A 22,321-nucleotide genomic window follows, 5' to 3' on the forward strand; every position below is an offset into this window, starting at 1 on the left:
GGGGTGCTGCGGGAGGTCGAAGGGTGGGGCGGGTTCAGCCCGCGAACCAGCGGACCGGCTTCGGCGCGAGGTTCTGGTAGATGTGCTTGGCCTCGCGGTATTCGGCCAGGCCCGCGGGGCCCAGCTCGCGGCCGACACCGCTCTTGCCGAAGCCGCCCCACTCCGCCTGCGGAAGGTAGGGGTGGAAGTCGTTGATCCAGACGGTGCCGTGGCGCAGGCGCCCCGCGACGCGCCGGGCACGGCCGGCGTCGGCGGTCCAGACGGCGCCCGCGAGTCCGTACTCGGTGTCGTTGGCGAGCGCGACCGCCTCGTCCTCCGTGCGGAAGGTCTCCACGGTCAGCACGGGCCCGAAGACCTCCTCCCGTACGACCTTCATCTGCCGGTGGCACTGGTCGAGGACGGTCGGCTCGTAGAAGTAGCCGCTTGCGGGCCGGGTCGCGCTCGGCTGGGGCCGCTTGCCGCCGCAGCGCAGCACTGCCCCTTCCGCGAGCGCGGCGGCGACGTACTCCTCGGTCCGCTCGCGCTGTCGCGCGGAGACCAGCGGGCCGCACTCGACACCCTTCTCGGTGCCGCGACCGAGGCGGATCAGGCTTGCGCGGCGGGCCAGTTCGGCGACGAAGCGCTCGCGCAGGGACTCCTCCACGATGAGGCGGGCGCCCGCCGAGCAGACCTGCCCGCTGTGGATGAAGGCCGCGTTGAGGGCCTGGTCGACGGCGGTGTCGAAGCCCTCCTCGGTGGCACAGGCGTCGGCGAAGACGACGTTGGGGTTCTTGCCGCCGAGTTCGAGGGCGACCTTCTTGACGCCCACCGCGGCGGCCTGCGCGACCTTCGTACCGCTGACGAGCCCGCCGGTGAAGGAGACGAGGTCGACGTCGGGATGCTCGGCGAGCCGGGCGCCGACCGAGTGCCCGGGGCCGGTGACGATGCCCGCGACTCCGGCGGGCAGCCCGGCCTCGGCGAGCAGCTCGATCAGGGCGATGGTGGTCAGCGGCGTGATCTCGCTCGGCTTGACCACGAAGGTGTTACCGGCCGCGAGCGCGGGCGCGATCTTCCAACTCGCCTGCAGCAGCGGGTAGTTCCAGGGTGTGATCAGAGCGCAGACACCGACGGGCTCCTGTACGACGACGCTGTGGACGTCCGGGGAGCCCGCGTCCACGACACGGCCCGCGCTCTCGGCGGCGACGAGAGCGGCGAAGTAGCGGAAGGCGTCGGCGACACAGTCGATGTCGATCCGGCCCTCCTCCAGCGTCTTGCCCGTGTCCCGGCTCTCCAGCAGCCCCAACTCCTCGCGGTCGCGCAGGAGAAGGGCGGCGACGCGCTGCAGGAGCGCGGCCCGCTCGGCGGCGGGCGTACGCGGCCAGGGGCCCTCGTCGAAGGCGCGGCGGGCGGCGGCGACCGCCGCGTCGGCGTCCCGCTCGTCCCCCTCCGCCACCAAGGTGATCGGCGTGGCATCCGCGGGATCGAGGATCTCGCGGGCGGCGCCGGAGGCGGCTTCGCGCCACTCCCCGTCCACGTGAATCGTCTGCTGCGCCTGCCGCGCCTGCTGTGGGGCCATGAGTCGGTACTGCCTTCCGTTCCTGTCCGGTTCCCCTGCGTCACATACGTGTCACGCTCGGGTACCGGGTGCGTCTGCCCCTGAGCTGGGGATGCATGCGCATTCGATGCCCGAAAGTGCGCCGCGTCACTGAACATGCGGGGGAAAGGGGGCAAACGTACGGTGGACTGGGCACCCATGGAGGTGACGCGATGACCGTGACGCATCGCCGCACGACGGCGACGACCTGTACGGTGACGGCCGCGACCGCGGCACTCCTGATCACCTCGGGGACCACCGCCTGGGCCGAGACCGGCGGTGACTCGAGCGCGCAGCAACTGGCCACGACGGCGCGTGAACAACTGCGGAACACGAACTCGCTGCGGCTCGACTACGTGGACCGGAGCCCGGAGACGGCGGCCAGCTTCAGCCGCGCGGCCAAGCTGGACCTCGCGCTCGACAGCAAGGGCAACTGCACGGGCGTCATGACGATGGGCGCGCACGGCGGCACCGTGAAGCTCGTCAAGCACGGCGGCGACGTCTGGCTGAAACCGGACAAGGCCTTCTGGAAGGCCGAACTGCCCGGCCGGCAGGGCGCGCACGCGGCGCAGGTGTTCAAGGACCGCTATATCCACGGCCCGGCGTCCGACGACCTCCTCAAGGGCGTGGCGGCGATGTGCGACCTCAAGGCCCTGCAGAAGGGCACCACGTCGTCCCAGCCGCAGTCGCTGGAGCGGGGCGCTGAGACGACGCTGGACGGTACGCGGGTGATCCCGCTGACGTCCCGGTCGAACTCCATGACGTCGACGCTGTATGTGACGGCGGACGAACCGCACCGGTTGTACCGCGCGGCCCAGAAGGGTCCCGGTACGGATCTGAGTCTGACCTTCACGGACTACGGCAAGCCGGTCCCGTCCCGGACCCCGTCCGCTCACCAGTCCGTGGACGTCTCGAAGTTCAGGGAAGTGCTGCAGGAGCGGCAGACCTGACGACCGGTCGGCCCTGAACGGCCGCAGGCCCCGCTCCGGGTGACCGGAACGGGGCCTGCGGGACTGCTTACGGAAGAACCGTGACGGCTCGGGCTCAGACGAGGCCGAGCGCGCGAACGGCCTCGCGCTCCTCCTCCAGCTCCTTCACCGACGCGTCGATGCGGGCACGGGAGAACTCGTTGACGTCCAGGCCCTGGACGATCTCGTAGCTGCCGTTCTTGGTGGTGACCGGGAAGGAGGAGATCAGGCCCTCCGGGACGCCGTAGGAGCCGTCCGACGGGATGCCCATGGAGGTCCAGTCGCCCTCGGCGGTGCCGTTGACCCACGTGTGCACGTGGTCGATGGCGGCGTTGGCGGCGGAGGCGGCCGACGAGGCACCGCGGGCCTCGATGATGGCGGCACCGCGCTTGGCGACGGTCGGGATGAAGTCCTCGGCCAGCCACTTCTCGTCGTTGACGACCTCGGCGGCGTTCTTGCCCGCGACCGTGGCGTGGAAGATGTCCGGGTACTGGGTGGCGGAGTGGTTGCCCCAGATGGTCAGGCGCTTGATGTCGGCGACCGAGGTGCCCGTCTTCTTCGCGAGCTGCGTGAGCGCGCGGTTGTGGTCCAGGCGGGTCATCGCGGTGAAGCGCTCGGCCGGTACGTCCGGGGCGGCGGCCTGGGCGATCAGCGCGTTGGTGTTGGCCGGGTTGCCGACGACGAGGACCTTGATGTCGTCCGCGGCGTGGTCGTTGATGGCCTTGCCCTGCGGCTTGAAGATGCCGCCGTTGGCCTGGAGGAGGTCACCGCGCTCCATGCCCTTGGTGCGCGGGCGGGCGCCCACGAGGAGGGCGACGTTGGCGCCGTCGAAGGCCACGTTCGGGTCGTCGCTGATGTCGATGCCCTGGAGGAGCGGGAACGCGCAGTCGTCCAGCTCCATCGCCGTGCCCTCGGCGGCCTTCAGCGCGGGGGTGATCTCCAGCAGGCGCAGCTTGACCGGCACGTCCGCGCCGAGGAGCTGGCCGGAGGCGATGCGGAAGAGCAGTGCGTAGCCGATCTGGCCGGCCGCGCCGGTGACGGTGACGTTCACGGGAGTGCGGGTCATGGCGTTCTCCGTATGACAGCAGGCGGTGGGGGCTTGTCGCCCCGGAGGGTGCGGGATCCCCGCTCCGGCTGGTGACCGGTGCCGACCACGGCGATCGATCACCGGTACGAATGATCGATCACTTGGCGTCAAGAGAGATCCACCCGTCAGGCTATCGCGCATCCGGCATCCGAGACGGCCGGGTCCCTGTGGCCCGGCCCACACAGCCGGTACGGGGCCGGTACGAGGCAAGGCGAACACCCGGTACGGAGCACGGCGAACACCCGGTGTCGGGCACGGCGACCGCCTGTCCGGAAGGGGTGAGCGGAGGGGTGAGGCGGTCGCCGTGTGGCGTCCGGCCGGAAGGCCCGGGGCCTTCCGGCACTGCTGGACTCCCGTGGGGGGTAACGGTCCGCATGCCCCGTGCGCGGACACTCATGCGTACCGCGCGCCGATTGTTTTCACCGAGCGGTGCGCGCCCGCGTTCCGTACGCCCCTCCCTCTGACGTCCCGCTCCCCCGCACGCCGTGTCCGCCCCGGCCCCGTAGGGTCAGACCGTGCACCCCGTACGGTCAGGCCGTGCACCCCGTGCGGCCCGACCGCAGCGACACGCAGGCCTTCGCCTCCGCCGGGCTCTTCACGGCCACCATCGGGGTGTACGCGTCCGCCTTCCCGGGGACGTCGACCGACCCGCGCTGTCGGGGTGTCGCCCCCGCGGACACCTCGACCGTGTCCCCTTGAGCGGCCCCGGTGATCCGGGCCCACGCCGCGCCGCAGGTCTTGCTGTAGCGGACCTCGACGAGGGTCGTGCCGACGGTGACGCTGGTGGCGCTCCGCGCCAGCGTGCCGCCGCAGCCCATGGCCTCCGGGTCCTTGCCGGTGCAGCTCGCGCCGCCGCACTTGACGCCGGGCGGCAGATCGGGGGACGGGCTCACGAGCGCGGGGGACGGCTTCGCCGCGCTCTCGCTCTTCCTGCCGTCCCCGTCGGTCAGGGCGAAGGCCACCCCGATCACCACGAGGGCCCCGACCACGCCCGCGGCGAACATCGCCAACCGCCGCTTGGGACGCGCCTGTTCCGGCGGACCGCCGCCGTCGCGCGGGAGGCCGTCGGCCGTCACCGGTCCGTACGTCCCCGGCGTACGGACCGGGCTGTCCGGCGCCCTGCCCGTGTCTCTCCGCTGCCCGGCGGGACCCCGGTACGTCCGTGAACTCCCCTCGGCGTCCCGGGCCTCCGTGGCGGTCGGCTGCTGCGGCACGGACGGCACCACGCCCGCGGCGCCCGCCGTCGCCGTGGCGCCGCGCGGTGGTGCCGTCCTGCCACCGCGGTCGTCGATCTCCGGAGCCGCCCCGAACTCCCCCAGTTCCGCGCGGGCCTGGGAGATCCGTATGGCCTCCATGGTCCTGTCGTGGCGCAGCTCCGAGCGGCTCCAGGCGCGCTCGGCCAGCTCCCACATCGTCGTCAGATGGACCGGGTTCGTACCGGTCACCTCGGCCAGCGCCACGATCGCGCCCTTGGGCGCGAGCAACCGGCCGTTGAGGTAACGCTCCCAGGACGTCTTGCTGTAGCCCGTGCGGTCGGCCACCGCGGAGACACTCAGCCCGCTGCGGTCCACGAGCCGTCGCAGTTGGCTCGCGAACTCCCTCAGTTGCGGGTCGAGTTCCTCGGGCAAGGCCCTCCAACGCGGCATCGCTTCCCCCCTCTTCCCCCGTTTCCTGCGGTCTTCCCCATGCGTGGTGCCCGCTGCCGTGTCCCCGTTCTGGTTACCCACGGGAACGGGTCCGGCCAGGGTCTTGCTTGCCGAACCGGGGGCGCACGGGAGCATTCGGGCAATCCCCCACACCTCGCACGCCCGTTGTGCGCGGCCGAGTTCGCTCATACGGCCGGGAACAACGCTAGCCCGGACGTACGGATGATTCGACGCGGATGCGCGAACTTGTCAACACATCGACACAACGGGGACACAGCGGAGACCTCGGCATGCGGTGACCGTGCCGAGCGACGCGGCGAGTCCTGTCGGCGAGGTCAACGCACGCCGCGCGGAAGGGCGTTCGGCCGAGCGTTCGGGTGCGTTGATCCGCAGGCACGTAGCGGAACGGTCACTTCCGTGCCACAGCGGACCGTCAGCGGTTGAAGAGTCACCGCAGGTCGATGAGGGTGGTTCTCGGGCGGTCCCCCCGCCCCAAGGCGCCCGGCCTCCCACGGGGGAGAGGCTGGGCGCCGCCCTTTCCAGGGCTTGCGCGTTCTCCGTACTCACGTGTCACGCGTCATGGGCACTCACGTGGTGTAAGTGCCCAAGCGGGCGGGCGAGTTCACGTGCGGATCGTGAAGTGCAGGGTCTCGTCCAGGAACGGGAACTCCAGCCAGGCGTTCGGCTGGGCCATCAGCGCGCACAGCACGATGGCGCCGCCCAGCAGCGCGTACGTCACCATGTCCGTGAAGCGGGAGCGCACCGCCAGCATGCCCACGTCCGGCAGCATCCAGCGCATCACGGCACCGCCCAGCAGCGCCGCCCCGACCAGGATCGTGCCGAAGCGGAAGGCGTCCAGCGCGGTCACCAGCAGCCCGAGGGCGGCGACGCCCAGGACCGCGAGGACCGGCCACTGACGGGCGGGCGCGGGAGCGTCACCGGGCGCCGCCCGGCCACCGCCCTCGGGCCGCGCCGTGTCGCGGGTGATACGCGGGAACCGCCGCGTGGTACGCCGTGGCCTGCCCTGAGCGTCAGGGGCGCTGACGGCGTCCGCCACGCCGGGCTCGGAGTCCGTGGCCCGCGTCGCCACGGACTCCTTCTCCCGGAGGCCTTCGGGCCTGTCCTCAGCCGACACTGCGCTCCGCCGCCTCGACCACGTTGACGAGAAGCTGGGCACGGGTCATCGGGCCCACGCCGCCCGGGTTCGGGGAGATCCAGCCCGCCACCTCGGCGACGTCGGGGTGGACATCACCGACGATCTTGCCTTCGGCGGTGCGCGAGACGCCGACGTCGAGCACGGCCGCGCCCGGCTTGACGTCCTCGGCCCGGACCAGATGCGCGGAGCCCGCCGCGGCGATGATGATGTCGGCCCGCTTCAGGTGCGCCGAGAGGTCGCGGGTGCCGGTGTGGCACTGGGTGACCGTGGCGTTCTCGCTGCGCCGCGTGAGCAGCAGCGGCATCGGGCGCCCGATGGTCACGCCCCGGCCGACCACCACGACCTCGGCGCCCTTGATCTCCACGCCGTGACGACGCAGCAGGGTGAGCACGCCGTTGGGGGTACAGGGCAGCGGCGCCGGCTCGTTGAGGACCAAGCGGCCGAGGTTCATCGGGTGCAGGCCGTCCGCGTCCTTGTCCGGGTCCATCAGCTCCAGGACGCGGTTCTCGTCGATGCCCTTGGGCAGCGGGAGCTGCACGATGTAACCGGTGCAGGCCGGGTCGTCGTTGAGCTCGCGGACGACCGCCTCGATCTCCTCCTGCGTGGCCGTCGCGGGCAGTTCGCGCTGGATCGAGGCGATACCGACCTGCGCGCAGTCACGGTGCTTGCCCGCGACGTACTTCTGGCTGCCGGGGTCGTCCCCGACCAGGATCGTGCCGAGGCCGGGCGTGACGCCCCTCTCCTTCAGCGCCGCCACGCGGGCGGTCAGATCGGACTTGATCTCTGCTGCGGTGGCCTTGCCATCGAGAATCTGGGCGGTCATGCCCCCATCCTCCCGGATGAACCACCCCTGGTTCCAATCCGGGGACCCGTTGCCCGTCCCTCTTCGCATCCGTGACCAGCGATGTTGCACTTGCACAACACAAATGAGGGAACGCTGGACAAATGCGCGCGGCTTTGAGAACGATGAACGGACAGTGCCGCGGGCGGTTTCCGGGGGGACGAACCGCATCTGTAGAACTCTCCTCCGATCCCTACCGCGCTCGTCCCCGCACGTGAGCAAGACGGAGGAAAGACCGCTCATGAGTTTCGGTGATCAGAACAACCCCTACGGACCGCCCCAGGGCCAGCAGCCCGGCTACGGCCAGCCGCAGGGTCAGCCCGCTTACGGCCAGCCGCAGGGCCAGCCCGGTTACGGCTATCCGCAGGCGCCTCCGCTCGGGGACTACGGCCAGCAGCCCGTCCTGACGACCATGCCCGGCACGGTCAGCACGGCCCGTGTACTGATGTGGGTCATCGTCGGCCTTCAGGTGATCGGGGTGATCATCTACGCGCTCCTCGTGAGGACCATCAGCGTCGCCAAGAACGACGCGGAGTTGAAGGACAACTCGGCCTTCCAGCAGCTCGCCGACCAGTCGTCAGGCGTGGTGTGGGCGTGCATGATCTTCGCCGTGGCCTGGCTGGTGTTCGCGATCGTGCTGGCCGTGAAGTTCAACTCGGGTGGCAACGGCGTCCGCATCACGATCATGGTCTTCGCCATCATCACCGCGATTCTCGGTATCTACCCGTTCCTCGTCGTCGGTCTGCTGCACACCGTGCTGGCCATCCTCGTCGCGGTCTTCGTAGGCAACGCCAACGGCTCCGCCTGGTTCAACCGCCCGCGGCAGGTGGGCTACTGACCGGAACACCTCTCAACACGCCACCGCACACAGGGCCGTGTCCCACCCGCGAGGGGGGAACACGGCCCTGTGTCGTAAGCGACTTGCCCTGACAGCGACTTGCGCTGACTGCGACTTGCTGTCAGCGCCTCGCCGTCAGTGGAAGAAGTGGCGCGTGCCCGTGACGTACATGGTCACGCCCGCCTTCTTCGCGGCCTCCACGACGAGTTCGTCACGGATCGAACCGCCGGGCTGCACGATCGCCTTGACGCCCGCGGCGATCAGGATCTCCGGCCCGTCGGGGAACGGGAAGAACGCGTCCGAGGCGGCGTACGAACCCCGGGCCCGCTCCTCCCCGGCCCGCTCGACGGCGAGCTTGCAGGAGTCCACGCGGTTGACCTGACCCATGCCGACGCCGACCGAGGCACCGTCCTTCGCGAGCAGGATCGCGTTGGACTTGACGGCGCGGCAGGCCTTCCAGGCGAAGGCAAGTTCGCGCAGTTCGGCGGGGGAGAGCGCCTCGCCCACGGCGAGGGTCCAGTGCGCGGGGTCGTCGCCCTCGGCCTGGAGCCGGTCGGTGACCTGAAGGAGCGCGCCGCCGTCGATCTGCTTGAACTCGACCGTGTTCGACGGGCCGTTCGGGGCCTTCAGCACCCGGATGTTCTTCTTCTTGGTGAGGGCCTCCAGCGCGCCCTCCTCGTAGTCGGGCGCGACGATGACCTCGGTGAAGATCTCGGCGACCTGCTCGGCCATCTCCCGGCTCACCGGGCGGTTGACGGCGATGACACCGCCGTACGCGGACAGCGGGTCGCAGGCGTGCGCCTTGCGGTGCGCCTCGGCGACGTCCGCGCCGACCGCGATGCCGCAGGGGTTGGCGTGCTTGATGATCGCGACGCAGGGCTCGTCGTGGTCGTACGCGGCACGGCGCGCGGCGTCCGTGTCCGTGTAGTTGTTGTACGACATCTCCTTGCCGTGCAACTGCTCGGCGTCGGCGAGGCCGCCGCTCTCGCCGTCCACGTAGAGGGCGGCGGGCTGGTGCGGGTTCTCGCCGTAGCGCAGCGTGTTCTTGCGCGCGAAGGTGGCGCCCAGGAAGTCCGGGAACCGGGCCGCCGCATCGTCGACGGGCGCGTACGAGGACGCGAACCAGGAGGCCACGGCCACGTCGTACGCGGCGGTGTGCTGGAAGGCCTCCGCCGCGAGGCGCCCCCGCGCGGTGAGGTCGAAGCCGCCGTCGCGGACCGCCGCCAGCACGTCGGCGTACCGGGCCGGGCTGGTCACCACGGCCACGGACGGGTGGTTCTTGGCGGCGGCGCGGACCATGGAGGGCCCGCCGATGTCGATCTGCTCGACGCACTCGTCGGGGGACGCCCCCGAGGCGACCGTCTCGCGGAAGGGGTAGAGGTTCACGACGACGAGGTCGAACGGCTCCACGCCCAGTTCGGCGAGCTGCGCCCGGTGGCTGTCCAGGCGCAGGTCGGCGAGGATGCCCGCGTGCACCTTGGGGTGCAGGGTCTTGACCCGCCCGTCCAGGCACTCGGGGAAGCCCGTCAGTTCCTCGACCCTGGTGACGGGAACACCCGTCGCGGCGATCTTCGCGGCGGTGGACCCGGTGGAGACCAGCTCGACGCCGGCCTCGTGGAGTCCGCGGGCGAGATCCTCCAGCCCGGTCTTGTCGTAGACGCTGACAAGCGCGCGCCGGATGGGCCGCTTCGTGCTCTCGGCGGTCACAGGATTACTACCTTTCGTCCCTCAATGCGATAGCCGTTGCGGGCGATACGCCCCACGACCTCGACGAGCAGCCTTCGCTCGACGTCCTTGATGCGCTCGTGCAGAGCGCTCTCGTCGTCCTCGTCCCGGACCTCCACCACGCCCTGCGCGATGATCGGTCCGGTGTCGACGCCGTCGTCGACGAAGTGGACGGTGCACCCGGTGACCTTGGCGCCGTACGCGAGTGCGTCCCGTACGCCGTGGGCGCCGGGGAAGCTGGGGAGCAGGGCGGGGTGGGTGTTGACGAACCGCCCGCCGAACCGCGCGAGGAACTCCTTGCCCACGATCTTCATGAACCCGGCGGAGACGACGAGATCGGGCTCGTACGCGTCGACGGCCTCGGTGAGGGCGGCGTCCCACGCCTCCCGGCTCTCGTGGTCCTTGACCCGGCACACGAACGTCGGCAGCCCGGCGCGCTCGGCGCGGGCCAGCCCCTCGATGCCGTCGCGGTCGGCGCCGACGGCGACGACCTCCGCGCCGTAGACGGCGGCGGACATCTCGGCGATGGCGTCGAGGAGTGCCTGGAGGTTGGTGCCGGACCCGGAGACCAGGACGACCAGGCGCTTGACCGGGGACTCGGTGACGGTCTCGGCCACGGACTCGGCCACGGCGGGGCCCTTTCTCGCGGAGTGCGGTCGCTCGGGAGAGCGTTTGTACGGTCGTACGAATGCTTCGCACCCCGGGATACGGGGAAGTCTACGAAACGGCCGACCGCCAGCAACGATACCGGCACACAGGACGGCCCCCACGGGACGGGGATGTGGCCGGAAGGTAGCGTCTGGGGAGGAGACGCCCTGGGAAACCCGGTTCGACGCGGGGAACGCCGCGCCCGCGTGGGACGTTGATCCGGAACAGGCGCACCTGCCCGAGGCGCGCCTGCGTCGCGGCGGCTCCGTAGGTACGCCGCACGCCAGAACCACAAGGGGAAGACGCACACTTGATGCCGGTCCGCAGTCTCCGACTCCTTCCGCTGCTGCTGCGCGAGCGGCGCCCCTCGTCCGTGCCACCCCTGCGGAACGAGGAGGGCGGTGAGTCCGCGAACGGCGGGGCGGGTCCGCGGAAGCCCGCGGACGACAACCCCTTCGCGCCGCCGCCGGAGGGCGCGCCGGACCGTCCCTGGCAGCCCCGGCATCCGGCGCCCGGCCAGGGGCAGGGACACGGCCAAGGGCAAGGACAGGAGGGCTCCGGCGACGGGGGCTCCGCCTGGGGTCAGTGGAGCGACCGGCAGCCGGGCCCGGCGACGGGCGGCCACTTCGGCGAGCGTCCGGGCAGCCAGGGCGGGCAGAACGGCCAGGGCGGCCCCGAGGGGCCCGGCGGTGGCGGCGGCCTGCGCTGGGATCCCACGGACCCGGCCCAACGCCGCGCGCGCTATGCGCTCCTCGGCGGCATGTGGGCGTTCTTCTTCGCCCTCTTCGACTGGCTGCCCGTGGCCCTGCTGCTGGGCGCGCTGGCGCTGTACTGGGGCGTGAGCGCCCTGCGCGCCAAGCCGCGTACGCCCTCCCCCGACGCGAAGAACCCCGCCCCGCCGTCGCGCCCGCAGACGACGGCGGCGATCAGCGGCCTGGTCACGGCGTCGCTGGCGCTCCTGGTGGTGGCGATCATGTTCACGGCCCAGCTCGTCTACCGCGACTACTACACATGCGTCGACGACGCGTTGACGCACGAGGCGAAGCAGTCGTGCAGCACGCTGCTGCCGAAGGAGCTGCAGGGGATGCTGGATTCGGAGTGAGAGCGGGTGAGAGCGGGTGCGAGGGGCCGGTGACGCGGTCGCTCAGGCACCTGCTCCACCCGTACGTGTCCCGCCGGGGTCCTGCGGCTTCCGCGCCGGGCTCCCCTCGGGAGGCAGCGCCTCGTACGGCTTGAGGTCCGGGTCCTCCCATGCCGTCCGGTTCCGGCTCCGGTCGGTCGGGCGGTCGCTTGCGCGTGATGCGGGTGCCGGGGCGCCGACCGGTTCCGGGAGCGCGGGCGCGGGGACCGGGATCACGGGCGTCGCCGCCTGAGATACCCGGCGCGCTCGGGGCTTCCCCGGCTGTGTCGTACGCCCGCGCAGCCCCCACGCGCGTACCGCCAGCCCCACCGGCATCCCCACCCCCACCGTCCAACCGGCCGCGGCAACCCCCACCTGCCACCCCACCGGGCCGAACCGCGCGAGCGCGGCCACCCCGAGCGGCCCTCCCCCCGCCTGCGCGAGCCCGCCGAGCAGCACCCCGCACAGCGCCCCCGCCGCCACCACCGCGCCCGCCGTCCGCCGGGCCGACCACGCGGTGTCCCGGCACGCCGCCCGCGCCACCAGCCACCCCACGGCCACCCCCGCCGCGACCGGCACCGCCCCCACCGCCCAGCGCACCGGCCCGCCTCCGCCGCCGGGGACCGCCGCCAGCAGCGGGAACGGCGGCAGCGACGCCGAGTGCCGCGCCGCGACCAGCGGTCCGGTCAACCGGCCCGCGCCCAGCAGGAACCCGGGCCCGAGCCCGTACGCCGCTCCCCACACCGCCGCGTTGGGCATCAGGGCGACCGCCAGCAGCAGGACCGCGCACCGCCCCGGCCAGCCGCCCGCCTGCTGCAGCACCGCCAGCCGCGCCGCGTCGCCGTGCCACACCAGCGAGGTGCCCACGATCACCGCGCCCCCGCCCACCAGCACCACCGTCCCGGCCACCGCGCCCCGCACGGCGCTCCGCAGCCACGCCTGTCCCCCGCGCTCAGGGCTTCCGAGCGCCCAGCGCATCCGCCGCGCCAGAGGCCGCCACGGGCGCCCGTACGCCGTCCACACCCCGGCCCCCGCCGCCGCGACGGCCAGCAGCGGCAGACATCCGGCCGTCCAGGTCCATGACGGCCGCAGGGTCCCGCCCGAGGCGTACAGCGCCACGCCCGCGCTCACCCCGAGATAGCCCGCCACCGTGCCGCACCACACCGTGCGCACGGCGAGGAGCGGCGCGGCGCCCCCGGCCTCCGTCGCCTCTCCCTCCGTCGCGTCACGCGCCGCCCGGTACAGCAGCCAGACCGGCAGCAGGGTCGTCAGCAGGGGGGTGACGCCGACGGGCGCGGGCACGCCGGAGAGCGTCTCGATGCGGACGAGGTCGACGCCGTGCGCGAGCAGCCACAGCGAGGCGGCCAGGTGCAGGGCGTCGTCGGGTCCGCTGTCGGGGTACGGGAAGCTGATCCACAGCGTCATCACGAGGAGGGCGAGCACACCGAGCCCCAGCGTCGCGGCGACGGCACCGGCCAGCAGGCAGGCGCCCGGTCCGGGCGACCGGTCACACGAGCGGGGACGCGGGGGCGAGGGCGTGCGGTGGTCGGTCCATGGCGTCACGCCGCCATGCTCCCAACACCGGGCACATTCCCGGCGTAACGGACGAAGCTCGGATGTGTCGCCCGTACGGGACACCTCTGTGACGTGTGCTCAGCACGCGGACGGGCCCGCACTCCGGTGGGGAGTGCGGGCCCGTCCGTAGGGCGCGTGCGGCCCGGTCGGCGTCAGCCGACGTCGGCCGTGATCAGCCGGCGAGGATGGCGCGGGCGAGCTTCGCCGTCTCGGTCGGCGTCTTGCCGACCTGGACGCCGGCGGCCTCCAGGGCCTCCTTCTTCGCCTGGGCGGTGCCCGACGAACCGGAGACGATGGCGCCCGCGTGACCCATGGTCTTGCCCTCGGGCGCGGTGAAGCCCGCGACGTAGCCGACGACCGGCTTGGTCACGTTCTCCTTGATGAAGGCCGCGGCCCGCTCCTCGGCGTCGCCACCGATCTCACCGATCATGACGATCAGGTCGGTCTCGGGGTCGTCCTGGAACGCCTTGAGCGCGTCGATGTGCGTGGTGCCGATGATCGGGTCACCGCCGATGCCGACGCAGGTCGTGAAGCCGATGTCACGCAGCTCGTACATCATCTGGTACGTCAGCGTGCCGGACTTCGAGACCAGGCCGATACGGCCCGGCTTGGTGATGTCGGCCGGGATGATGCCGGCGTTGGACTGGCCCGGGGTGATCAGACCGGGGCAGTTCGGGCCGATGATCCGGGTCTTGTTGCCCTTCTTGCCGGCGTACGCCCAGAAGGCGGCGGTGTCGTGGACCGCGATGCCCTCGGTGATGACGACGGCGAGCGGGATCTCGGCGTCGATGGCCTCGATCACGGCGTCCTTGGTGAACTTCTCCGGGACGAAGATGACCGTGGCGTCGGCGCCGGTCTTCTCCATCGCCTCGGCCACGGACCCGAACACCGGGATCTCCGTGCCGTCGAAGTCGACGACCTGGCCGGCCTTGCGCGGGTTCACGCCACCGACGATGTTCGTGCCGGAGGCCAGCATGCGGCGGGTGTGCTTCTGACCCTCGGAGCCGGTCATGCCCTGGACGATGACCTTGGATTCCTTGGTGAGGAAGATAGCCATGGTGTGTGTGACCTCGTCCCTTACTTCGCGGCAGCAGCCAGCTCGGCGGCCTTGTCGGCCGCGCCGTCCATGGTGTCCACACGCTGCACGAGCGGGTGGTTGCGGTCGTCCAGGATCTGGCGACCCAGCTCGGCGTTGTTGCCGTCGAGGCGCACGACCAGCGGCTTGGTGACCTCTTCGCCCTTGGCCTCGAGGAGCTCCAGCGCCTGCACGATGCCGTTGGCGACCGCGTCGCAGGCGGTGATGCCGCCGAAGACGTTGACGAACACGGACTTCACGTCCGGGTCGCCGAGGATGATCTCCAGGCCGTTCGCCATGACCTCGGCGGAGGCACCGCCACCGATGTCGAGGAAGTTGGCGGGCTTGACACCCTTGTGGTTCTCACCGGCGTAGGCGACGACGTCCAGGGTGGACATGACCAGCCCGGCGCCGTTGCCGATGATGCCGACCTCACCGTCGAGCTTGACGTAGTTGAGGTTCTTCTCCTTGGCGGCGGCCTCGAGCGGGTTGGCCGCGGCCTTGTCGCGGAGCTCCTCGAACTCGGGGTGACGGAACTCGGCGTTCTCGTCCAGGGACACCTTGCCGTCGAGGGCGATGACGTCACCGGAGGCGACCTTCGCCAGCGGGTTCACCTCGACCAGGAGGGCGTCCTCCTTGATGAACACCTCCCACAGCTTCACCAGGACGTCGGCCACCTGGTCGGCGACCTCGGCCGGGAACTTCGCCGCGGCGACGATCTCCTGGGCCTTCGCCTTGTCGACACCGTCGATGGCGTCGATCGCGATCTTGGCGACGGCCTCGGGACGGGTGGCCGCGACCTCCTCGATCTCCATGCCGCCCTCGACGGACGCGATGGAGAGGAAGGTGCGGTTGGCACGGTCGAGGAGGAAGGAGACGTAGTACTCCTCGAGGATCTCCGGAGCCGTCTCGGCGATCATCACCTTGTGGACCGTGTGGCCCTTGATGTCCATGCCGAGGATGTCCGTGGCGCGGGCCACGGCCTCGTCCGCCGAGGCGGCCAGCTTCACGCCACCGGCCTTGCCGCGACCACCGACCTTCACCTGCGCCTTGACGACCGACTTGCCGCCCAGCCGCTCGGTGATCTCGCGCGCCGCCTCAGGCGTGTCGATGACTTCACCGGCCAGCACCGGTACACCGTGCTTGGCGAAGAGGTCCCTCGCCTGGTACTCGAACAGGTCCACGCGCTTCCGTCCCTATCAGTGATCTCGCGGTTCGTGGTTCGTTGGTTGCGTGGGCGTGCCGCGCAGGGCAACGTGACGTCCGCAGTGTCACTAGGGAGGCGCACACGGTGTCCGAGCGCGCGGCATGTCCGTCTCGCAGGTTATCGCCGCTTGCGGTGGGGCCCTAAATCGGAGGTCACACCTGAGCGGTGATACCTGTCACACGCGCGGCCGGGCCGACAGGGTCCCACCGGGGTCCGGATTGGTCCGGTAGACCCCTTGTGGCGGGCCCGGTGGTCACGCCGCCTCGGGTATCGGCAGGGGCCGCTTCTCGAGCGCCGCCGCCATCACCTCCGGGAACAGGTCGGGGGTGCACGCGAACGCGGGTGCACCGAGCGCCGCGAGCGCCGCCGCGTGCTCGCGGTCGTACGCGGGCGCCCCCTCGTCGGAGAGCGCGAGCAGCGTCACGAACTGCACCCCCGACGCCTTCATCGCGGCCACCCGCTTGAGCATCTCGTCCCGGATGCCTCCTTCGTAGAGATCGCTGATGAGGACCACGACGGTCTCCGCGGGCCGGGTGATCCGCGTCTGGCAGTAGGCCAGCGCACGGTTGATGTCCGTGCCGCCGCCGAGCTGGGTGCCGAAGAGGACGTCGACGGGGTCCTCGAGCTGGTCGGTGAGGTCGGCGACGGCCGTGTCGAAGACGACGAGCCGGGTGGCGAGGGACCGCATGGAGGCGAGGACCGCCCCGAACACGGACGCGTACACCACAGACGCCGCCATCGAGCCCGACTGGTCGACGCAGAGGACGACTTCCTTCTTCACCGACCGGGACGCCCGCCCGTAGCCGATCAGCCGCTCGGGCACCACGGTGCGGTGCTCGGGCAGGTAGTGCCTGAGGTTGGCCGCGATCGTGCGGTTCCAGTCGATGTCGTGGTGGCGGGGCCGGGTGATACGGGCGCTGCGGTCGAGGGCGCCGGTGAGCGCGGCGCGGGTGCGGGTGGCGAGCCGCTTCTCCAGCTCCTCGACGACCTTGCGCACCACTGCTCGCGCGGTCTCCTTGGTGGTCTCCGGCATCGCCTTGTTCAGCGAGAGCAGCGTGCCGACCAGATGGACGTCCGCGTCGACCGCCTCCAGCATCTCGGGCTCCAGCAGGAGCGTGGACAGCCCGAGCCGGTCGATGGCATCGCGCTGCATGACCTGGACGACGGACGAGGGGAAGTACGTCCGGATGTCCCCGAGCCAGCGCGCCACGGACGGCGCGGACGCCCCGAGCCCCGCCGAACGGTCCCGCCCCCGCTGCGGCTTGTCCCCCTTGCCGTACAGCGCGGCCAACGCCCCGTCCATCGCCGCGTCCTGCCCGGTGAGCCCGTACCCGGTGCCGTCCGCCGCGTCTCCTCCGAGCACGAGCCGCCATCGCCGCAACCGCTCGGCCGCCTCGGAGACCTCGGATACCTCGGGGGCTTCGCGATCGGTTCGCTGTGTGCTCATGGGGCCACTCCCACAAGGTCGTTCGCAGGGTCGTCGGCATCGCTTCCGGCGGGCTCGTCCAGGCCGAGCAGCAGCCGCAGCAGGGGCACCGCCGCGTCCGCCCGCCGGGCGTCGAGGTCGGGCGCGAATCCGGGGAGGCCCGCGCCGGTCGCCGCCGCGCCGTCCCGCGGCCCGCGCCGCACCAGCTCGCCGAGCGTGCGCCGCACCCCGGACTCGTACGCGGAGAACGTGCGCCGCAGCAAGGGCAGTACGTCGGTGAACGCCTCCGCGGGCACCCCGGTCAGCCAGGCGTCCACCAGCCCGAGCAGCCGCTCGTCGTGCACGAGCAGCATGCCGCCGCCCGAGCCGCCCCCGACGAACCCCTCGATCCACGCGGCGGCGTCCGCCGGTGCCGTCCCCGGCGACAGCACGAGCCCCATGAGCCGCGCGGCCTCGTCCTGCGCCAACTCCCCCTCGTCCAGCAGCAGTCGCACGGCCCGCCCGCGCACGACACCCGGAACGGTGTCCCGCGACGAGAGGGTCCGGAGCACGGCACGCCACCGCCCGCGCAGATCGCCGTGGGCCGCGGCGGTCGCCTCCGCGAGCAGCGCCACCGCCCCGTGCACCGCGTCCAGATGACCGCGCATCTCCTCCGCCGCCTCCGCGTCCAGCGCGGCGCACGCGGGTGGCAGCCCGACGAAGACGCGCTCGGCGAGGCCCGCCGCGACGCCCGCCAGCGCCCCGGTGTCCGTGCCGCGCACGTCGCCGTAGCGCAGCGAGCGGACGAGGGCGGGCAGGGCCTGGGCGAGATGGCCGACGTCGGCGTCGAGGGCCGCGCGGTCGGCGAGGACCCGCATCACCATGGGGAGCGCGTCCGGCAACTCCGCCAGCAGGCACTGTTCGGCGAGCCGCGTGACATCGGCGAGCGCCCGCGCGCCGACCGCGTCCGCCTCGGCCTTGGCACTCGCGGCGGCGAGCACGGTCGTCCCCCAGACCCCGGCCTCGGCGACCCGCACCGCCGACTCCGGTTCCCAGCACAGCCGCCAGGTCTCCCGGAACGTGCCCGTGGTGCCGCGCGATACCGCGGGCCTGCCCCAGTCGACGCCGAGCAGGCGCAGCCGGTGCAGCAGCTTGCTGCGCGCGGCGTCCGTCTCCTTGCGCAGATCCAGCTCCAACTCCCGCTCCACGGCCTCCGGTCTGCACCGCAGCCGCTTCTGCAGGCGCGCGAGGTCCCGCTGCAACGGCACGGCGGGAGCCGACGCCGGCACCTCGCCGAGGACATCGCCGACCACCAGGCGGTCGTGCACCAGGGCGAGCGGCACGTCCGAGCCCTCGCACATCACGGCCCGTACCGCCTCGGTCGTCTCGGACAGCCCCGGCAGGGGACGCCCGCGCAGCGCCGCGAGCGTCTCGGCGAGCCGGACCGCCTCGATGACATGGGCGGACGACACGATCCGGTCCTCCGCGCGGAGCAGCCCGGCGACCTTGGTCAGCCACCGCTCGACCGGCCGGTCGGGGGCTTCGAACAGATGCCCGTACCAGCCGGGCGAGTCGATGCCCGCCCCGTAGCCACTGGCCCGGGACAGCCTGCGGTGCGTCCAGGGCACCCAGGTCATGTCCGTCTTCACCTTGGGCAGCCCCTTCAGCAGGGCGCGGTCGGCCGCGACGGTGGACTTCCGCCGCAGCGCGGGCACATGCCATGCCCCGCACACGACGGCCACCTCCCGCCCGAACTCCCGCTGGGCGGCGCGCACGCGGAGCCGCATGTGCGCTTCCCGTACGAGGTCGCGCTCCTGTCCCCCGCTGCCGTACTCCTCGCGCAGCGCCGCCATGGCCTCCTCCAGCACGGCGAACGGCGCGAGCGCGTCCCCCTTCCCCGCGCCCCGGTGCTCGACGACGTCCTCCCACCATCGCTCCGGGTCGTCGTACCCGGCGGCGTCGGCGAGCACGGCGAGCGGATCCACACGGACGGGGCCGGCCCCGCCCCCCGTCGTCGGCGGCTGCTCCCCCTCCCCCTCCTTCTCCCACGCCAGCGTGTGCGCGGCCGGCAGGTCGATGAACGTGGCCGCGGCGCCGTGCTCGACGGCCCAGCGCAGGGCCACCCACTCCGGGGAGAACTCGGCCAGCGGCCAGAACGCCGACCGTCCGGGCTCGTCCACGGCGTGGGCGAGCAGTGCCACCGGCGGTCGCATCTCCTCGTCGGCCACGAGCGGGATCAGGGCGTCCGCCTCCGGCGGCCCCTCGATCAGTACGGCCTGCGGCCGGGCCGCCTCCAGCGCGGCCCGTACCGCCCGCGCGGACCCCGGGCCGTGATGCCGCACCCCGAGCAGCAGCGGCCCCTCGCCCCGCGCCCCGCCCGGCGGCCTGTCAGCGCTTGCCACCTGATCCCCCTCGCGGTCCGGACCATCCCGGGTCCTCGTCGCCCACTGCCGCGCCCACGCGGTCCCCGGCCACCGTCACGCCGGTCACCCCTCCCCGGCAGGTCCACGAGAAGCCGTTCACGCGGTCACCTCCCGGCACGCGCGGTAGAAGTCCGCCCATCCGTCCCGCTCGCGGACCACCGCCTCGACGTACTCCTGCCAGACGACGCGGTCGGCCGCCGGATCCCGTACGACGGCGCCGAGGATGCCCGCGGCGACATCGCTCGCGCGCAGCACGCCGTCGCCGAAGTGGGCCGCCAGCGCGAGCCCGTTGGTGACGACGGAGATCGCCTCGGCGGTGGACAGCGTGCCGCTGGGCGACTTCAGCTTCGTACGGCCGTCCGCCGTGATGCCGCCGCGCAGTTCGCGGAAGACCGTGACGACGCGGCGGATCTCGTCGATGCCGTCGGGCACAGCCGGGAGATCGAGCGCACGGCCGATCTGGTCGACCCGGCGGGAGACGATGTCGACCTCCGCCTCGACGCTCTCCGGCAGCGGCAGCACCACCGTGTTGAAGCGGCGACGCAGCGCGCTCGACAGGTCGTTGACCCCGCGATCGCGGTCGTTGGCCGTCGCGATCAGATTGAAGCCGCGGACGGCCTGCACCTCCTGCCCCAACTCCGGTATCGGCAGCGTCTTCTCCGAGAGGATCGTGATCAGCGTGTCCTGCACGTCGGCCGGGATGCGGGTCAACTCCTCGACACGCGCGGTCATCCCCTCGGCCATGGCCCGCATGACGGGGCTGGGCACGAGCGCGTCGCGGCTGGGTCCGTGCGCGAGCAGCCGCGCGTAGTTCCAGCCGTAGCGGATCGCCTCTTCCGGGGTCCCGGCCGTGCCCTGCACGAGCAGGGTCGAGTCGCCGCTGATGGCCGCCGCCAGATGCTCGGACACCCAGGTCTTCGCCGTGCCGGGCACGCCGAGGAGGAGCAGGGCGCGGTCGGTGGCGAGCGTGGTGACGGCGACCTCGACGATCCGGCGCGGGCCCACGTACTTCGGTGTGATCACCGTGCCGTCCGGCAGCGTGCCGCCCAGCAGATACGTGGCCACGGCCCACGGCGACAGCTTCCAGCGGGCCGGGCGGGGACGGTCGTCCTGCGCGGCCAGTGCGGTGAGTTCGGCCGCGAAGGCGTCCTCGGCGTGCGGTCGCAGGACCTCGGACGTCCCGCTCTCCTTCGCGGGCGCGGACAGGCTCGTACTCGGGTCGACGGACAGCGGATCAACGGACACAGGCATGGCTGATTCCCCCTGCAGCTCGGCCGGTTCGGATCTGTCACCTACCGTGCACCACGCCACTGACAACGCGTCGCGACCTGCGGGAACGCCGTCTCGACGGCCGATTGTCAGTGGTGCGTCCTACCGTCGAGGACATGACTCAGCAGGGGGTGCGCTGGACGGCGGATCAGGTGCTGGCACTGGCTCCTGACGCCGGATCACGCAGAGCGGGAAGCGAACTCGGCGCGGCCGGGCCGTGGTCGGGGGCGGGCAGGTCCGACGAGGGGGCGGTGTGGGGGCTGTGCGAGGGCAGCGGCAGCGCGCCGTACCGGACGGTGGTCGACCTCACGGACGCGGCCGGGCCCGCGTCCCTGTGCAGTTGCCCGAGCCTCAGGTCCCCGTGCAAGCACGCGCTGGGGCTGCTGCTGCTCTGGGCGGGCGAGGACGGGGAGGTGCCGCGGGGGCAGGCGCCGGACTGGGCGGAGCGGTGGATCGAGGGGCGCAGACAGCGCGCGCGGGAGCGGCGGACGGCGGACGGCTCGGGGTACGGCGCGTCCGCTGATCCGGAGGCGGCCCGGCGCCGGGCGGAGCGCCGCGCCGAGCGGATCACGGCGGGGGCGACGGAGCTGGAGCAGCGGCTGGCCGACGTGCTGCGCGGCGGCCTGGCCGCGGCCGAGCAGGCTGGGTACGCGCTGTGGGAGGAGACGGCGGCGCGGATGGTCGACGCGCAGGCTCCGGGACTGGCCGCGCGCGTACGGGAGTTGGGGGCGATCCCGTCGTCGGGGCCGGGCTGGCCGGTGCGTCTGCTGGAGGAGTGCGCGCTGCTGCATCTGCTGACCCAGGGCTGGCTGCGCCGCGCACTGCTGCCGGAGGGAACGGCGGCGACGGTCCGCTCACGGGTCGGCCTGCCGGGTGCGCCGGACGGTCCGCCCGTCCGCGACCACTGGCTGGTCCTCGCGCAGTACGACACCGCGGACAGCCGGCTCACCACCCGCCGGATCTGGTTGTACGGGGCGGAGTCCGACCGCACCGCGCTGCTCCTCTCGTACGGCGCGGCGGGACGTGCGCCGGAGCTGTCCCTCCCGGTGGGCCTGGCCTTCGAGGCGGAGTTGTCGGCGTATCCGGGGGCGGGGCAGCTCCGGGCCGCCCTGGGCGAGCGGTTCACGGCCCCGGCCCCGGCCCGGATCCGGCCGCCGGGCGTGAGCACGGCACGGGCGGCGGCGCGCTACGGAGAGGCGCTGCGCGAGGACCCTTGGCTGGACTCGTTCCCGGTGACGCTGGGCCGGGTCGTACCGACACCGTCCGAGGACTCCTGGCAGCTCGCGGACGCGGATGGCGACACGGCCCTGCCGCTCACCGCTGCGGCGACCGCGCGGCCGGGCCTGTGGCGCCTGGTCGCCCTGTCGGGCGGCGCCCCGGTCACGGTCTTCGGCGAGTGCGGCCATCGCGGCTTCACCCCGCTGACGGCCTGGCCCGAAGGCGCGGGAGAGGCGGTCCCGCTGTGCTGACGACCCACCCGAGCGATCCCGGTGGGCGACCGGAAGGGACGGACATGAGTGCGACCGTGCGGGACACCCCCTCCGCCGTGCCAGGGGAGGAGGTGCCGTGGGAGGAGGTCATGACCGTGGCGCTGCTGGGCACGGACCGGCGTACGCCGCCCTGGCTGCCGCCCGGCCGCCAGGCGCCCGGAGCCCTGCTGGACCTGGCCGCCGTGGCGACCGTCCGCCGCAGAGCCGGACTGCGCCCCGCACCGGCGGGGGCCCGCCCGGAGCCGTCGGCGAAGGACACGCGCCCCCCGCCGCCC

General features: G+C 72.6%; 18 protein-coding genes. 5 read left to right on the forward strand and 13 right to left on the reverse strand.

All coding sequences use genetic code 11. The annotated features are described in order from the left end of the window. Positions 1-34 precede the first annotated feature (34 nt). Positions 35-1,555 (reverse strand): aldehyde dehydrogenase family protein, encoded by a 1,521-nt coding sequence (locus NGF19_RS26320; RefSeq protein ID WP_252428025.1) that lies wholly within the window; start codon positions 1,553-1,555, stop codon positions 35-37. 191 nt (positions 1,556-1,746) lie between these two features. On the opposite strand from NGF19_RS26320, the gene NGF19_RS26325 reads away from it, so the two are divergent. Beyond that, a complete protein-coding gene (locus NGF19_RS26325) occupies positions 1,747-2,523 on the forward strand; it encodes a hypothetical protein (RefSeq protein ID WP_252428027.1) in 777 nt (258 codons plus the stop codon). Positions 2,524-2,617: 94 nt separating this feature from the next. Here the strand turns inward: NGF19_RS26325 and NGF19_RS26330 are convergent, their stop codons facing one another. The 4 genes from NGF19_RS26330 to NGF19_RS26345 form a co-directional block, all read right to left on the reverse strand. Then, complete coding sequence (locus NGF19_RS26330; RefSeq protein ID WP_252428029.1) at positions 2,618-3,607, reverse strand: malate dehydrogenase; 990 nt, start codon at positions 3,605-3,607, stop codon at positions 2,618-2,620. 551 nt (positions 3,608-4,158) lie between these two features. Beyond that, complete coding sequence (locus NGF19_RS26335; protein WP_252428031.1) at positions 4,159-5,274, reverse strand: XRE family transcriptional regulator; 1,116 nt, start codon at positions 5,272-5,274, stop codon at positions 4,159-4,161. A 622-nt stretch (positions 5,275-5,896) separates the two neighbouring features. Beyond that, the gene (locus NGF19_RS26340; protein ID WP_252428033.1) at positions 5,897-6,364 is read right to left on the reverse strand and encodes a DUF3017 domain-containing protein; all 468 of its coding nucleotides are present in this window, start codon (positions 6,362-6,364) and stop codon (positions 5,897-5,899) included. Positions 6,365-6,398: 34 nt separating this feature from the next. Continuing rightward, the gene (locus tag NGF19_RS26345) at positions 6,399-7,253 is read right to left on the reverse strand and encodes a bifunctional methylenetetrahydrofolate dehydrogenase/methenyltetrahydrofolate cyclohydrolase (RefSeq protein WP_252428035.1); all 855 of its coding nucleotides are present in this window, start codon (positions 7,251-7,253) and stop codon (positions 6,399-6,401) included. 259 nt (positions 7,254-7,512) lie between these two features. On the opposite strand from NGF19_RS26345, the gene NGF19_RS26350 reads away from it, so the two are divergent. Further along, positions 7,513-8,109: a hypothetical protein gene (locus tag NGF19_RS26350; protein WP_252428037.1), complete on the forward strand. Its 597-nt coding sequence runs from the start codon at positions 7,513-7,515 to the stop codon at positions 8,107-8,109. A 135-nt stretch (positions 8,110-8,244) separates the two neighbouring features. Here NGF19_RS26350 and purH read toward each other — a convergent pair whose 3' ends face one another. Together purH and purN are read right to left on the reverse strand one after the other, a co-directional pair. Further along, positions 8,245-9,816, reverse strand: coding sequence for a bifunctional phosphoribosylaminoimidazolecarboxamide formyltransferase/IMP cyclohydrolase (gene purH, locus NGF19_RS26355; protein ID WP_252428039.1), 1,572 nt, complete (start codon positions 9,814-9,816; stop codon positions 8,245-8,247). Continuing rightward, positions 9,813-10,463, reverse strand: a complete 651-nt coding sequence (gene purN / locus NGF19_RS26360; RefSeq protein ID WP_252428041.1) for a phosphoribosylglycinamide formyltransferase — start codon at positions 10,461-10,463, stop codon at positions 9,813-9,815. The genes purH and purN overlap by 4 nt, the downstream gene beginning before the upstream one ends. A gap of 332 nt (positions 10,464-10,795) precedes the next feature. Here purN and NGF19_RS26365 point away from each other — a divergent pair, with 332 nt between their 5' ends. Continuing rightward, positions 10,796-11,584, forward strand: a complete 789-nt coding sequence (locus NGF19_RS26365) for a hypothetical protein (protein WP_252428043.1) — start codon at positions 10,796-10,798, stop codon at positions 11,582-11,584. 42 nt (positions 11,585-11,626) lie between these two features. Here the strand turns inward: NGF19_RS26365 and NGF19_RS26370 are convergent, their stop codons facing one another. From NGF19_RS26370 to NGF19_RS26395, 6 genes are all read right to left on the reverse strand, one after another. Next, positions 11,627-13,165: a cell division protein PerM gene (locus NGF19_RS26370; protein ID WP_252428045.1), complete on the reverse strand. Its 1,539-nt coding sequence runs from the start codon at positions 13,163-13,165 to the stop codon at positions 11,627-11,629. Positions 13,166-13,349: 184 nt separating this feature from the next. Continuing rightward, the gene (sucD, locus tag NGF19_RS26375) at positions 13,350-14,234 is read right to left on the reverse strand and encodes a succinate--CoA ligase subunit alpha (protein WP_252428047.1); all 885 of its coding nucleotides are present in this window, start codon (positions 14,232-14,234) and stop codon (positions 13,350-13,352) included. A gap of 20 nt (positions 14,235-14,254) precedes the next feature. Continuing rightward, positions 14,255-15,436: an ADP-forming succinate--CoA ligase subunit beta gene (gene sucC / locus NGF19_RS26380; RefSeq protein WP_252428049.1), complete on the reverse strand. Its 1,182-nt coding sequence runs from the start codon at positions 15,434-15,436 to the stop codon at positions 14,255-14,257. Between the two features lie 276 nt (positions 15,437-15,712). Beyond that, positions 15,713-16,906, reverse strand: coding sequence for a VWA domain-containing protein (locus tag NGF19_RS26385; RefSeq protein ID WP_252428051.1), 1,194 nt, complete (start codon positions 16,904-16,906; stop codon positions 15,713-15,715). Continuing rightward, positions 16,903-19,266, reverse strand: a complete 2,364-nt coding sequence (locus NGF19_RS26390; protein ID WP_252428053.1) for a DUF5682 family protein — start codon at positions 19,264-19,266, stop codon at positions 16,903-16,905. Before NGF19_RS26390 ends, NGF19_RS26385 begins: the two co-directional genes overlap by 4 nt. 117 nt (positions 19,267-19,383) lie before the next feature. Next, positions 19,384-20,538 (reverse strand): ATP-binding protein, encoded by a 1,155-nt coding sequence (locus NGF19_RS26395; protein ID WP_252428055.1) that lies wholly within the window; start codon positions 20,536-20,538, stop codon positions 19,384-19,386. Positions 20,539-20,672: 134 nt separating this feature from the next. Here NGF19_RS26395 and NGF19_RS26400 point away from each other — a divergent pair, with 134 nt between their 5' ends. Together NGF19_RS26400 and NGF19_RS26405 are read left to right on the forward strand one after the other, a co-directional pair. Next, on the forward strand, positions 20,673-22,025 hold the full coding sequence (locus NGF19_RS26400; RefSeq protein WP_252428057.1) for an SWIM zinc finger family protein: 1,353 nt from the start codon (positions 20,673-20,675) through the stop codon (positions 22,023-22,025). Between the two features lie 44 nt (positions 22,026-22,069). Beyond that, positions 22,070-22,321: DUF5691 domain-containing protein (locus NGF19_RS26405; RefSeq protein ID WP_443735605.1), on the forward strand; the 252-nt coding region annotated here is incomplete at its 3' end.

The organism is Streptomyces macrolidinus, from assembly GCF_023887685.1.
Classification (GTDB): Bacteria; Actinomycetota; Actinomycetes; order Streptomycetales; family Streptomycetaceae; genus Streptomyces; species Streptomyces macrolidinus.